General features: G+C 71.2%; 10 protein-coding genes. 4 read left to right on the top strand and 6 right to left on the bottom strand.

Annotation, left to right across the window (positions count from 1 at the left end; translation table 11 throughout):
* Positions 1-23: 23 nt before the first annotated feature.
* Entirely contained in the window at positions 24-2,801 is a 2,778-nt protein-coding gene (locus BW996_RS03940) for a putative bifunctional diguanylate cyclase/phosphodiesterase (protein WP_051632004.1), read from the bottom strand.
* Positions 2,802-2,818: 17 nt separating this feature from the next.
* On the bottom strand, positions 2,819-3,331 hold the full coding sequence (locus BW996_RS21610; protein WP_037482765.1) for a prepilin-type N-terminal cleavage/methylation domain-containing protein: 513 nt from the start codon (positions 3,329-3,331) through the stop codon (positions 2,819-2,821).
* A 162-nt stretch (positions 3,332-3,493) separates the two neighbouring features.
* Here BW996_RS21610 and BW996_RS21605 point away from each other — a divergent pair, with 162 nt between their 5' ends.
* Complete coding sequence (locus BW996_RS21605) at positions 3,494-5,764, top strand: two-component system response regulator (RefSeq protein ID WP_051632006.1); 2,271 nt, start codon at positions 3,494-3,496, stop codon at positions 5,762-5,764.
* A gap of 7 nt (positions 5,765-5,771) precedes the next feature.
* Positions 5,772-7,652 carry a sensor histidine kinase gene (locus tag BW996_RS03925; protein WP_051632007.1) on the top strand — a complete coding sequence of 627 codons (1,881 nt, stop codon included), beginning with the start codon at positions 5,772-5,774 and terminating at the stop codon, positions 7,650-7,652.
* Here the strand turns inward: BW996_RS03925 and BW996_RS03920 are convergent.
* A complete protein-coding gene (locus BW996_RS03920) occupies positions 7,621-8,958 on the bottom strand; it encodes a mechanosensitive ion channel family protein (RefSeq protein ID WP_037482766.1) in 1,338 nt (445 codons plus the stop codon). The genes BW996_RS03925 and BW996_RS03920 overlap by 32 nt on opposite strands.
* A 102-nt stretch (positions 8,959-9,060) precedes the next feature.
* Here BW996_RS03920 and BW996_RS03915 point away from each other — a divergent pair, with 102 nt between their 5' ends.
* Entirely contained in the window at positions 9,061-9,696 is a 636-nt protein-coding gene (locus BW996_RS03915; RefSeq protein WP_139330736.1) for a pseudouridine synthase, read from the top strand.
* A 7-nt stretch (positions 9,697-9,703) separates the two neighbouring features.
* Here the strand turns inward: BW996_RS03915 and BW996_RS03910 are convergent, their stop codons facing one another.
* The 3 genes from BW996_RS03910 to BW996_RS03900 form a co-directional block, all read right to left on the bottom strand.
* The gene (locus BW996_RS03910; RefSeq protein WP_076458644.1) at positions 9,704-9,880 is read right to left on the bottom strand and encodes a DUF3149 domain-containing protein; all 177 of its coding nucleotides are present in this window, start codon (positions 9,878-9,880) and stop codon (positions 9,704-9,706) included.
* A gap of 300 nt (positions 9,881-10,180) precedes the next feature.
* The gene (locus BW996_RS03905) at positions 10,181-10,693 is read right to left on the bottom strand and encodes a serine O-acetyltransferase (protein ID WP_037482769.1); all 513 of its coding nucleotides are present in this window, start codon (positions 10,691-10,693) and stop codon (positions 10,181-10,183) included.
* Between the two features lie 18 nt (positions 10,694-10,711).
* Positions 10,712-11,917, bottom strand: coding sequence for a glycosyltransferase family 4 protein (locus BW996_RS03900; RefSeq protein WP_037482771.1), 1,206 nt, complete (start codon positions 11,915-11,917; stop codon positions 10,712-10,714).
* Between the two features lie 235 nt (positions 11,918-12,152).
* Here BW996_RS03900 and BW996_RS03895 point away from each other — a divergent pair, with 235 nt between their 5' ends.
* Entirely contained in the window at positions 12,153-13,523 is a 1,371-nt protein-coding gene (locus BW996_RS03895; RefSeq protein WP_037482773.1) for an O-antigen ligase family protein, read from the top strand.
* The last annotated feature ends 145 nt before the right edge of the window (positions 13,524-13,668 follow it).

Genomic DNA, 13,668 nt, shown 5'->3' with positions numbered 1-13,668 from the left:
AGAATGATGCGCCCACGAAAAGTTCAGTCCATGACCGGTGCCACCGCCGCAGAGACGTGCGGCAGCCGCTGCTCGAACTCGGCTGCCGGCATCGGCCGACCAAACAGATAGCCCTGCAGCTCGTCGCAGCCGAGCTGGCGCAGCGCGGCGGCCTGCGCCTCGCCCTCGATGCCCTCGGCCACCGAGTGCTTGCCCAGCGACTGCGCCAGCGTCAGGATCGCCCGGGTGATCGCCTGCGCCGAGGCATCGGCCCCCAGGTCGCGCACGAAGGCGCGGTCGACCTTCATCACGTCGATCGGCAGGTCGCGCAGCGTCGCCAGCGAGGAGTAGCCGGTGCCGAAGTCGTCCAGCGCGATCAGCACGCCGCGCTGGCGCAGCTCGGCCAGCTGCGCGCTGGCCTGGCGGGCATCCCCCACCAGCAGGCTCTCGGTGACCTCCAGCTCGAGCTGGCGCCACGGCACGCCGTGGCGCAGCAGCGCCGCCTCCACCTCCTCGACCAGCCGGCCCGACTGCAGCTGGCGCGGCGAGACATTGACCGACAGCCGCTCCAGCACCCGGCCCTGGCGCCGCCAGAGCGCCAGCTGGCGGCAGGCCTCGTCGAGCACCCAGCTGCCGATGGACTCGATCAGGTCGGACTCCTCGGCCAGCGGAATGAAGACGCCCGGCGGGACCAGGCCGCGGCCGGGATGCTGCCAGCGCACCAGCGCCTCGGCCGAGCGGATGCGACTGTCGGCCGCGGCCACCCGCGGCTGATAGTGCAGCAGCAGCTCGCGCCGGGCCACCGCCTGGCGCAGATCGGCCAGCAGCGCGCCACGCTCGTGCAGCCGCGCGTCCAGCGGCTCCTCGAACATCGCGTGACGGCCCCGGCCGCCCTCCTTGGCGCTGTACATCGCCATGTCGGCATGGCGCATCAGCACCGAGCGGCTGCGCCCGTGCAGCGGCGCCAATGCGATGCCGATGCTCGCGCCCAGGAAATGCTCGCGCCCCCCCACCTGGAAGGGCAGCGCCATGCGCCGGCAGATCGCCGTGGCCACCTCGGCCGCGGCGGCCGCATCCGCCACCTCGAGCACGACCACGAACTCGTCGCCGCCCGGGCGCGCCACCGGCGAGCGCGCCGGCACGCAGGCCTCGATGCGGTCGGCCGCCTGGCGCAGCAGCTCGTCGCCCAGGCCGTGGCCCAGGCTGTCGTTGACCGACTTGAAATGATCCAGATCGATGAAGAGCAGCGCCAGCTCGACCGGCGCGGGCGCCTCCGGGTCGCCCAGGCGGGCGTCGAGCAGCTGGTGCAGGCCGTTGCGGTTGAGCAGGCCGGTCAGGTCGTCATGCCCGGCCTGCCAGGTCAGCTCGCGCTCGCGCAGCTCGGCCGCCAGCGCCACCGCCAGCCGGTCGCGCAGATCGGTGGCGCGGCGCCGTGCCAGCGCGCCGGGCTCGCGCGGCCAGGCCAGCAGCATCACCCCGAGCGTGCGCGACTGCCAGCGCAGCGGAAAGGCCTGCAGATCATCGCCCAGCGCCTGGCTCCAGGCACAGGCCTGCGGCCAGGCGCCGTCGTCCTGCAGCGCCAGTAGCATCTGGTGCTCCGGCGGCGTCAGCACCCGCACGCTGCGGCGGATCTTGTGCAGATGCTGGCGGTCGTTCCACTGCAGCAGCAGCCGCGGCATGCGGCCGGGCTCGATGCGCGCCAGCGCCATCGTGCGGGCGTCGAGCCGGCCGATCGCCTCGACCAGCATGCGCCGGAAGAGCTCGTCCACCGGCTGCCGGCCGACGATGTCGCGGTCCACCGAGGCCAGCAGCTCCAGCGACACGAACTGGTCGGCGATGCGCTCGGCCATGCGGTTGAAGGCCCGGCCGAGCTCGGCGAACTCGTCGCTGCCCCCCACCTCGACCCGGGCGCCGGCCTCGAGCTGCGCCACCTGGCGCACGCCGCGGCGCAGCTGCTGCAGCGGACCCAGCGTGCGCCGGATCATGCCGATGCTCAGCAGCACCACCAGCAGCAGCGTGCCCACCAGCGTGCCCGCCACCAGGCGCCGGATCGACTGCCCGGCCAGCAGCACCGGCTCGACCGGCGCGCTCAGATCGAAGATCCAGTCGCCGACCGACGCCAGCTGGAAATCGCCCTCCAGGAACAGCGGCCAGCGCGCATGCAGGCGTGCGGCCTGCGCGGAGGCCTGTGCGCCTGTCTGCGGCACCGCCGGGCAGTGCAGCATCAGGCCCTGGCCGTCCTGCACGCACCAGGCGGCACCATCCAGGCCCGCATCGAGCAGCGGCTGCCACAGATGGGCCGGCGACAGCTCGGCCAGCCACAGCCCGGCCGGCTCGGCCGGCAGCAGGATCATCAGCACGGTGCGGCCGTTGCGCTCGCGCACCAGCAGCTGCGCGCGGTCCGGCACGATCGCGGGCAGCGGCGCGGCCATCTCGCGCAGCAGCTCGTCGCCGGCGAGGCGCGCGCCGCGGCCGTCCAGGTGCAGCACCCGCACGAACTGTCGGCCCAGCCCGGGCAGCGCCGGCAGCGCGGCCGCCTCGCCCGCCGGCACCGGCCAGCTGCGCATCTGGTCGCGCGCCACCAGCAGGCGCTCGCGCACCTGCAGCGCCACACCCCGCAGCAGCAGCTCCTGCTCGCGCTGGCCGGCCTGGCGCTCGAGCAGCTCCAGCATCCGGCTGCTGCCCGCGCCCAGCAGCAGCAGCGGCACGGTGGCCGCGATCAGGAAGAGCAGCAGGATGCGCCGCGCCAGCGGGCTGCCCAGCAGCGGCAGCCGCCAGCGCGGACGGCGCGGCGCGGCAAGCGACGACGACGGATCAGTCACAGGCCGGCCCTGCTCCTTCAGTCGGTGAAGCCCGAGGCCACGCCGATGAAGCGGCCATTGTTGGCCCGCACCACATCGTCCTGAGAGGCCGCAGCGGTCAGCGCCCGCTCGCTCTGGCCGTCAGGACCGAGGCTGTAGAGGTCGAAGTCGCTGTTGACCGGCGTCAGCGAGCGGTTCTTGCGCGCCTCGCTGGGCGTACCGGTCTCCAGGTTGTAATAGACGTAGGGACGTTTCCAGGGATCGAGCCGGCCGGCCATGCCGACGGCGGCCAGCGAAGCCGGCGAGCCCTGGTTGTCGAGCCGGTACTGGGCCAGCACCGCGGACATCGCGCCCAGCTCCTGGGCGGCCTGGCGCTGCAGCGCGCGGTCGCGGTGGCTCTTCCACATCGGCAGCGCCAGCGCCAGCAGCACGCCCAGCAGCGCGATGACCAGCATCAGCTCGACCAGCGTCAACCCGGCCTGGCGGCGCGATGCCGCACCCGACCCACAAGCGCAAGCACAGGCACGCGACGGAGGAAGCGCAGAAGCCATGATCGACAAGCCGTGACCGGCAAAAACAGTTCGTTGCCATATCGGCCTTGCCGGTTCCGGCTTGAGGAATTGCCAACAATCGCACACTGCGCCAGACTGCACGCGGCCCCGGCGGGCCGGGCATTCCCGCTCCGGACGCCGGCCCGCCGCCCGGAGCCGTTCTTGATCCTGCCGCCCTCGCCCTCCCTCGCCGGAACCCCTCACCCCCGGATCCTGGCCGTCGACGACGACCCGGTCTTCCGCCGCTCGGTCGCCTTCGCGCTCGACGGCTACCGCTTCCAGGGGCAGGACGTCGAGCTGCTGCTGGCGGGCAGCAGCGCCGAGGCGCTCGAGCAGCTGGCGCGCCATCCGGACATCGGCGTGATCCTGCTCGACGTGGTGATGGAGCATGACGACGCCGGCCTGCGGCTGGTGCGCCAGCTGCGCGGCGAGCTCGACCGCCAGGACATCCGCATCGTGCTGCTGACCGGTCAGCCCGGGATGGCACCGATGCACGACGTGATGCGCGACCTCGATGTCGACGAGTACTGGCACAAGACCGAGCTGGGCAGCGAGCGGCTCGAGGCGCTGCTCAACGCCAACCTGCGCAGCCACCAGTCGATCCTGCGCGAGCAGCAGGGCCGGCGGCGCTTCGAGCGGCTGCTGCAGGCGGTCGACCGCGCCAGCCGGGGCCAGGACCTGACCGGCCTGGCGCGCCAGCTGCTCGACGATGTGGCAGCGCTGCTCGAGACCGAGCCGGCGGGGCTGGTGGCGATGTGGCCGCCGCACACCACCGGGCCGCTGGTGATCGGCGCGGCCGGCGCACAGGCGCCGCTGCAGGGACTGACGCTGGCCGCAGGCGGCACCGACACCGGCACCACGCCGCGGCTGGCCGCACGCATCGAGCACGCGCTGGGCGCACCGGCCCCCGCCAGCGCGCCGGACGACAGCGAGCTGCACGATCTGCTGCTGCCGCTGCACCCCGGCCCGCTGCTGCACTCGGTGCGGCCCGGCGCCACCGACAGCGCGCAGCAGACGCTGTTCGCGCTGTGGGTGCCGCGCCCGCAGCCCCCCGACGAGGCCGAGCGCGAGATGGTGCGCCTGCTCGCCACCAATGTCGGCGCGCAGATGCGCCGCCTCGACCTGATCGCCCAGCTCGACCGCCTGGCCTACCAGGACGAGCTCACCGGCCTGCCCAACCGCAACGGCCTGCTGCGGCGCATGCATGCGGCCGGAGAGCGCCTGTCGTCGATGGTGCTGCAGTTCGAGGATGTCGACCAGTTCTCGAACCTGAACCTGATGCTCGGCTTCGAGACCGCCAACCGGCTGCTGCAGGCGCTGGCCGAGCGGCTGCGCGAGGAGGCTGGCCCGGACGTGATGGTGGCGCGGGTGGACAACGACACCTTCGCGCTGCTCGGCCCGGCCGGGCAGATGGTCGCGCAGATGTACCGCGACCGCACCGAGGGCATCACCGTCAGCGACGGCCACTTCTCGGCGGTGCTGCACCTGACCGGCGCGCAGGTCGACCTCTCGCTGGTGAGCGGCCCGCCCGAGGAGACGCTGGCGACCGCGCGCTACCTGCTCAACGACGCCAAGCGCCACGGCTGGGGCCAGCAGGTCTGCTACCGCCCCGGCATGGAGACGCAGGCGCGCGACAACTACCGCCTCGGCCAGGCGCTGCACGAGGCGCTGCGCGCCGGCGAGATCCGCATCGCGCTGCAGCCCCAGGTCTGGCTGCAGGACGGCTCGCTCAAGGGCTTCGAGGCGCTGGCGCGCTGGACCGACCGGCGCGGGCGCGAGATCCCGCCGCTGACCTTCATCGCGCTGGCCGAGGCCTCGGGCCACATCTCGGCGCTGTTCAACCAGGTGCTGGAGCAGTCCTGCCAGGCCTGGCGGCTGCTGGACTCGCTCGGCCTGGGCCATCTGCGCATCGCGGTCAACCTGTCGGCGCTGCAGCTGGCCGATCCGGCGCTGGCGCAGGACATCGCCGCGCGCTGCAGCGCCGCCGGCGTGCCGCCCGAGGCGATCGAGCTGGAGGTGACCGAGAGCGCGGTCATGGTCGACGCCGACGGCGCCACGCTGCAGCTCGACCGGCTGCGCCAGCTCGGCTTCGAGATCGCGCTGGACGACTTCGGCACCGGTTTCTCGTCGCTGGCGCGGCTGCGCGGCTTCGACCTCGACTGGATCAAGATCGACCGCGCCTTTCTCGGCGAGATCGGCCAGCGCCCGGACGAGGAGACGCTGCCGGGCATGATCGTGTCGCTGTCGCGCCAGCTCGGGCTGAAGTCGCTGGCCGAGGGTGTCGAGACCGACGCGCAGCGGCGCTGGCTCACCCGCAGCGGCTGCCAGGCCGCGCAGGGCATGCTGATCGGCCGGCCGATGCCGATGTGCGACCTGCCCGGCTGGCTGCGCACCCAGGGCCATCTGCCGCAGCCGCTGTCGCTGCCGCAGTGAGTGCCGGATGGCGCTCGACAGACGCCCCCGCGCCAGCGAAGGCCGCATCCTGGTGCTGCGGCTGCTGCCCTGGCTGCTGCTGATCGGCCTGATCGGCGCACTCAGCTACCTGCGGCTGCTCGACCTGCGGCTGTCGCCGCTGCGTGCGCAGGCCCGCACCCTGCTCGAGCAGGGCATCGCGCTGACCGGCTCCGAACTGGCCGACCTGTCGCGCTCGGCGCTGGTGCTGGGCCAGATGCCGGCCATCGGCGTGGCCGCGGCCAGCGCCGACACCTCGGCGATGGCCAGCGCGCTGCTGGCGCATGCACGCGCCTCGCCGCGCCACGCGGAAATCTCCTGGATCGACGAGAACGGCCAGGAGCGGGTGCGCACCGAGCATCTCGACGGCGTGGCGCTGCTGGCCACCTCGGGCACGCTGCGCCGCCCGGCGCAGATGCCCTGGCTGACACATTTCGCCGACCTGCTGCCAGCCGAGGCACGCTTCAGTCCGCTCGGGCGCGAGGGCGGGCGCCACACGCTGCGGGCGGCCTCGCCGGTCTATGACGCGGGCGGGCGACTGCGCGGCATGGTGGTCATCCAGCATGACCTGCAGGCGATGATGGCGCGGCTGGCCCGACTCCAGCAGCCGGCCCTCGACCCGCTGCGCCTGTACGACAGCGAGGGCCGCGCCGTCAGCATCGCCGAGCCGCAGCCGCTGGCGGTGCGTGACCCGGAACTCTGGCGCGTGATGCAGGAGCAGGGCCGCGGCCGGCGCGAGCTGGATGCGGGCATGTGGCATTTCCAGGACTTCCTGCCCGCCGAGCCCGGACCGGGCCGGCTGGCGCTGCAGCCCTGGTTCTTCCTCGCGCATGTGCCGCGCGACAGCGTCGAGCCGCTGCGCCTGGCCAGCGCCTGGCAATGCCTGCTGGCCTGCACCGCCGCCTTCGGCCTGGCGGTGCTGCTGGTGCGCCGCCAGCGCCGCACCGAGGTCGAACGCGAGCGGCTGCTGGCCGACCTGCAGACCAACCACCGCGCGCTGGCCGAGGCCAAGGCCGGCGCCGACGATGCGCTGCGCCGGCTGCGCCAGCTGCAGGACGAGCTGGTGCAGGCGGAAAAGCTCGCCTCGCTCGGCCTGCTGGTGGCCGGCGTCGCGCATGAGCTCAACACCCCGCTGGGCAGCGCGCGCATGACCGCCTCGACGCTGGTGCGCCGGCTCGGCGAGGCCGAGCGCGAGCTCGGCGCCGCCGCGCTGCCAGCGCCGGTCGCACGGCTGCTGGAGCGCCAGCGCGCCGGGCTGGACATCGTCGAGCACAGCCTGGAGCGCGCCAGCCAGGTGATCCGGCTCTTCAAGCAGCTCGCGGTGGACCGCGGCGCGGTGGAGCGACGCCGCTTCGAGCTCGACGAGGTGCTGCAGGATGTGCGCCGGCTGCTGGTGCCGCGCCTGGGCAGCGAGGCGCCGCCCCGGCCGGTGCCGGTGTCGCTGCACATCGCCTCGGGCGCCGGGCTGGTGCTCGACAGCTATCCCGGCCCGCTCGGGCAGGTGATCGAGAACCTGATCGGCAATGCGCTGATGCATGCCTTCGACCCGCCGCCGCCCGGGCTGATGCAGGGCAGCATCCGGGTGCTGTGCCGGGTCGATCCGGCCGACGCCAACGACGATGGCGACGGCGATCGCCGGGACGAGCTGGAGATCGAGGTGATCGACGACGGCTGCGGCATCGACCCGCTGGTGCTGCCACGCATCTTCGACCCCTTCTTCACCACCCGGCGCGGACGCGGCGGCACCGGCATCGGCCTGCACCTGTGCCACCATTTCTGCACCCAGGTGCTGGGCGGGCGGCTGCTGGTGGAGACCTGCCCCGGCGAGGGCAGCCGCTTCAGCGTGCGGATTCCGCTGCGGGCGCCTTGACCGGCAGCGGCACGGCTGGCGCCTCGAGCCGGAGCACCTGGGGCCCCGACGACAGGCCGATGCCCTCGCGCCGAAGCAGCCCCAGGATCGCCAGATTGACCTCCGAGCGCACATTGCCCTGGCCGTTCTCCGGATCGTCGATCCAGAAGTGCACCGAGATTTCCAGGCCGTCGTTGCCGAGCCGGCTGAGCTGGGCAGCCGGCCCGGGATCGGCCAGCACCCGCGGCACCGCCACCACCGCCTCGACCAGTTGCTCGCGCAGGCGCAGCACGTCGGTGTCGTGACCGACGACGAGCACCGTGCTCAGCAGCACCCGGCGGTCGGCCAGCGACAGGTTCTGCACCGCAGTGGTGGTCAGCGTCTCGTTGGGCACGATCGACTCGCGCCCCGAGGGCGCACGGATCACGGTGTAGCGGGTGGTGATGTCGGTGATCGCGCCCTCGAAGCCGCCGACGTTGACGATGTCGCCGATGCGCAGCGAGCGCTCGGCCAGGATGACGAAGCCGCTGACATAGTTGGCCGCCAGCTTCTGCAGGCCCAGGCCGATGCCCACGCCCAGCGCGCCGCCCAGCACCGACAGCGCCGTCAGGTCGATGCCCACCGCCGACAGCGCCATCAGCAGGCCGACGAAGAGCAGGATCGCACGCAGCGCGTTGGCCGCCACCTTGCGCAGCGACAGCTGCGCGCCGCTGGCGCCAGCCAGCAGCCGCGCCTCCAGCGCCGCCGAGATCCACAGCACCACCACCATCACGAAGCCGGCCGACAGGCCGCCCTCGATGATGTTGCGCAGGCTCAGCGTGTTGGCGCCGACCTTCCAGCGAATCTCGTCGAGCTCGTCGAGCAGCACCGGCAGCACCCCGGTCACCCACAGCACCATGCCCAGCCAGGCGACCCAGGAAATCGTGCGCTCGACCGCGCGCATCACGGCCGAGGCGGGAAAGGCCGCGCTGAGCACCCGCACGCTCAGCCGGATCACCGCCAGCGACATCAGCACCGGAATCGCCAGCCGGAACACTGCCAGCGGCTGGCCCAGCTCGAGCAGCACCCGGCGCGCCACATAGGCCAGCGCCAGCGCCAGCAGCGGGAACAGCACGCCGTCGACCAGATGCGTGCCGAACCAGATCGAGGGGATCGAATCGCCTTGCCCGGCGCGGCCACGGTCACGCATGCCGCGCAGCAGCCACACCAGCAGCCCGCTGGCGACCAGCACCACCACCAGCACCGCCAGCTCGACCAGCGAGGACGGCCGCATCAGCGCGGCCAGCAGCGTCGGGAAATCCAGGGCGGACAGGTCAGTCGTCATCATCGGTCGGCGTCATGGAGTCGGGAGGCGCGATTGTGCCGCCCGATCGCGCTCGTCCAGGTGACAGGCTGTCATGCGCGCGCAGCGCCGGCGACAATGCCGGCGATGGACGACGACATCGAACTGATCCACCTCGACGCGGCGATGCTGGTGGTGCGCAAGCCCGCCGGCCTGCTGTCGGTGCCCGGGCGCGGACCCGAGAACGCCGACTGCGTCGCCGCGCGGGTGCAGCGCCGGGTGCCCGACGCGCTGATCGTGCACCGGCTCGACATGGCCACCTCCGGCCTGCTGCTGATGGCGCGCGGCGCCGAGATGCACCGCCGGCTCAGCCGGCTCTTCGCCGACCGGCAGGTCGACAAGCGCTACGAGGCGGTGGTGGCCGGCTGCCCGGCCGAGGCGGCCGGCACGATCGACCTGCCGCTGATCTGCGACTGGCCGAACCGGCCGCGCCAGAAGGTCGACCCGCTGACCGGGCGGGCCTCGCTGACCCGCTGGCAGGTGCTGGACCGCGACGCGACGGCCGGCACCGCCCGGCTCGCGCTCGAGCCGGTGACCGGCCGATCGCACCAGCTGCGGGTGCATCTGCTGTCGATCGGCCACCCGATCGTCGGCGACGAGCTCTATGCGCCGACGCCGTGGCGCGAGGCCGCGCCCCGGCTGCTGCTGCATGCCTGCCGGCTGGCCTTCGCGCATCCGGCCGACGGAGCGCCGCAGGTCTTCGAGGACGCGGCGCCGTTCTGAAGCCGCCTCAGGAAGCGCGACCGGTCGCCGCAGCGCGAGCCGCGCGCTCGGCCGCTTCCGTGTCCTGGCGGATGTGCTTCATGAAGTAGCTGATGTAGAAGACCAGCATGCCGACGGTGGTGGCAAGCACCAGCGCGCTGAGAAGGCCGTAGTCGGTGGAGAAGAAGTCGATCAGGGCGTGCATGGTGTCTTGTCCCCTTGGCGCATCGATGGCCCGCGGACAATCGCGGGCCGGTTGAACATGCGTCCATCTGATCGCAGCCCAGGCCGGGCGTCCTTGCGTCAGGTCAACCCGCCGGGGTATGCAGGACAGGGTCGAAAAAAAAGACCTCCTGGCTTGATGTGGGCCAGGAGGTCAATGCTCTGATGCGCCGACCACGAGGGCGATGAAACCTTCGAGCGACAGGTGGAGACTAGCGCCATCGGCGCGGCGCCGCACTAGGGAATGCGTTGATCCAGCCCCGGGGAGGCTGTCAGGCGTGCGTTAGTTGGCGCGAGGCGGGCGCATGCGCGCCGGAATGCCCAGCGCGGTGTGGCCGGCCGGCACATCGTGCAGCACCACCGCATTGGCGCCGACACGCGCGCGGTCGCCGACCGCCACCGCGCCGATGATCTTCGCGCCCGAGCCGACGAAGATGTCGTCGCCAAGCCGCGGAAAGCCGCCGCGGTTCTCGCCGATCACCACGCTGCTCTCCAGCCAGACATTGCGCCCGCCGCGCACGCTGGAGTTGATGACCACGCCCACCGGGTGGATCAGCACGAAGCCGGGGCCGAACTGCGCCTTCACGCCGATGACGCAGCCGTTGAGCCACTTGTTGAGGATGTGCGGGATCAGCGCCAGCGGCGCCAGCCCGATCCGCGCCAGCCAGGCCTGCAGCCGGTACAGCGCATTGGCCAGCGTGCCGTCGGCCAGCACCACCTTCAGCAGCGAGACGGGCGGTCCGCCCTCGCCGTAGAGCACCTGCTTGGCGCGCAGGTCGGACAGCAGCAGCTTCATGCCCGCTCTCCCCTGCCCTCAGCGGCCCTTGACCCGCTCGCGGAAATCGACGAGCTGCAGAATGTTGTTGCGCCACTGGCGCTCGCGGGCGATGTAGGCGCGTGCGGCCTGGCCGACGCGGCGCAGGTTGTCGCTGTCCTGGCTGCGGCGCAGCACCATCTGCACCGCGCTCTCGAGGTCGCCGGCCTTGAACATCCAGCCGGTCTCGTCTTCCTTCAGCACCTCGCGGATCGGCACGAAGTCGGGCGCCACCGGCGGGATGCCGCAGGCCATGAACTCGAACAGCTTGACCGGCGAGGTGTAGTCGCCCGCACTCGGCAGCACCGCCATGTCCATCGCCGCCAGCAGGCCTGGCACCTCGTCGTGCGAGACGCGGCCGGTCATCACCACCTGGTCCTGCAGGCCGTGCTCCTGCACGAACGCCTGCACCACGGGGAAGGTGGCGCCGTCGCCCACCAGCAGCAGCTTGAGCTGCGGGTTGGCCTTGAGCCGATCTGCGATCTTGTAGACGAACTGGTCGATCGCATGCCACGGCACGAAGGCGCCCAGGTAGCCGCAGACCACGCTGCCGTCGAGCTTCCACTTGGCCCGCGCGGCGGCGCGCTGCTCGGGCGTGGGACTGAACTTGTCGATGTTGGCCGCATTGTGCGAGACGATGGTCGGCGCGATCTTGCCGCCGTGCGCCTTCGTCACATGGTCGCGGAAGGCGCCGGAGACGAAGACCAGGCCGTTGGCGTTGCGGAACACCCAGCGCTCGATCATCGTGGCCAGGCGCTGGAAGAACAGCGGCCGCACCCGGTAGACGGTGGTGGAGTCGTTGATCTCCAGGATCACCGGAATCTTGCGGGCCCGCGCGATCATCACCGCGACGAACATGTAGAGCGAGTAGCGCTCGTAGATCAGGTCGACGTCCTTGTGCGCGTTCAGGTACTCGCGGATGCGCCAGCCGGCCACCGCGTTGTAGCCCAGCTCGGCCAGCTCGAACAGCGGCTCGGGCAGGCTGGTGACCCACTTCATCCAGGGCCGGGCCTGCTTGGTCGGGCTCAGCGCCTTCGGGCTGGCGTAGGGGTCGGCACCGGGCAGCGAGATGATGTCCACCGTCACGCCCTCGGCGCGCAGCGCATCGGTGATGCCGCGGATGTGCACGCCCTCGACCGCCTTGCCCTGGGTGCGATGGTGATAGAGGACGCGGCGCAGGAGGGGCTGGACAGCAGGCTTGTTCATGCAGGGATCGTCGATCGTCAAGGGTCGGAAACGCGGATAAACGCGACAAACGCGGGCCGGATCTTAAGCTGCCGGATCGACAATTCCTTGGCACGCAACGATGTTTCCGCGACACACCGCGGTACCTCGTCATTTCAGATTAAGCCGCTTCGGTACCACGGCCGGGGGTGCAGGCGTGTCGCCGTCATCCGGGCGCATTAGGATCGGACCTTTTGCACGAACCGTCGCCCGGATCATGAGTTTCGCGGTCTTCCTGCTCTATGTGTTCCTCAGCTTCTTCCGGCCGATCGAGCTGTTCGCGCCGGAAATGGCGCAGTACCGGCCGATGCTGGTGCTGTGGACGCTCGGCTTCGTGCTGGCCGCCAGCCGCGCCATCGTGCGCAAGGAGATCGCCGCGCGCGGCACCGACTTCAAGCTGCTGTTCGCCTTCATGGTGATGCTGGGCGTGTCGCTGGCGCTCAACGGCTGGGCCGGCGGCGCCTTCACCGCGATGAACGACTTCACCACCTCGTCGATGCTGTTCCTGCTGGTGGCGCTCAACGTGACCACGCTGCGCCGGCTCAAGCTCGCCTGCGCGGCGGTGGTGCTGTCGATGCTGGTGTCCGCCCTCTTCGGCATCCAGGCCTATCACACCGGTCTGTACGCCGATCAGCTGGTGCTGCGCCAGAGCTCGCCCCAGCTCGAGGAGGATCCGAGTCGAGCGCCCCCAGAGGCCGTGCCGGCCGTGCCGGCGCAGGACCAGACCGGCTGGTACCTCTGGCGGGTGCGCGGTCAGGGCTTCCTGAACGATCCGAACGACTTCTCCCAGGTGCTGGTGATGTGCCTGCCGCTGCTGTTCGTGCTGTGGCGCGAGCGCGCCTGGGTGCGCAACACGCTGCTGATCGTCGCGCCTGGCGCGGTCATGATGTACGCGATCGTTCTGAGCCAGTCGCGCGGCGCGCTGCTGGGCGTGGCCTCGCTGCTGTTCTTCATCGTGCGAGACTGGCTGGGCACCACCCGCACCGCGATTCTCGGCGGCCTGGGCGGCGTGCTCTTCCTGGGCGCCAGCGCGGTGGGCGGGCGCGGCTTCTCCTCGCAGGAGCAGTCCGCCGGCGAGCGCATCGAGGCCTGGGCGGTCGGACTGGAGCTGCTGAAGTGGCGTCCGATCTGGGGCGCGGGCTACGGCAACTTCACCGACCACCACCATCTGACCGCGCACAACTCCTTCGTGCTGTGCTTCGCCGAGCTCGGCCTGGTCGGCTATTTCCTGTGGATCGGCATGATCGTGCTGACCTTCAAGAGCCTGAGCGCGGCAGTCGAGACCCTGCCCCTGCGCAGCCCGCACCGGCAGATGGTGGTGCTGCTGCGCAATTCACTGGTGGGCTTCCTGGTCTGCGCCTGGTTCCTGTCGCGCACCTATCAGCCGGTCCTGTATTTCTTGCTGGCACTTTGTGTCGCAGCCTGGTGGTGCGCGAGCCACGCACCGGGCATGACCGACAAGGAGTCACCGAAATACGAAAAAATTCACACGATTCCCTGGGTTCGCAGCACCTTCATCATCATGTTCCTGACGATTGTTGCAATTCGTGGCTTTGTCTTCTCGCATCAACTCGGACGCGGCGGCTGATCGGCGCGCTGTTGGCGCGTCATCTAAGGGTGGCGCAGGGAGAACCGCAATCGCACGATGCTAGAGTTCGCCCCGATTGCCTTCGGCGAATCGTTTGCATTGCGCTTTAGTCAGACGCTGTCGACTCCATTTTTGATTCCTCCAA

The sequence above is a fragment of the Sphaerotilus natans genome (assembly GCF_900156335.1).
Taxonomy (GTDB): Bacteria; Pseudomonadota; Gammaproteobacteria; order Burkholderiales; family Burkholderiaceae_C; genus Sphaerotilus; species Sphaerotilus natans.
The sequence above is the reverse complement of the archived record's forward strand: the minus strand, read 5'-3'. Positions and strand labels throughout refer to the sequence as shown.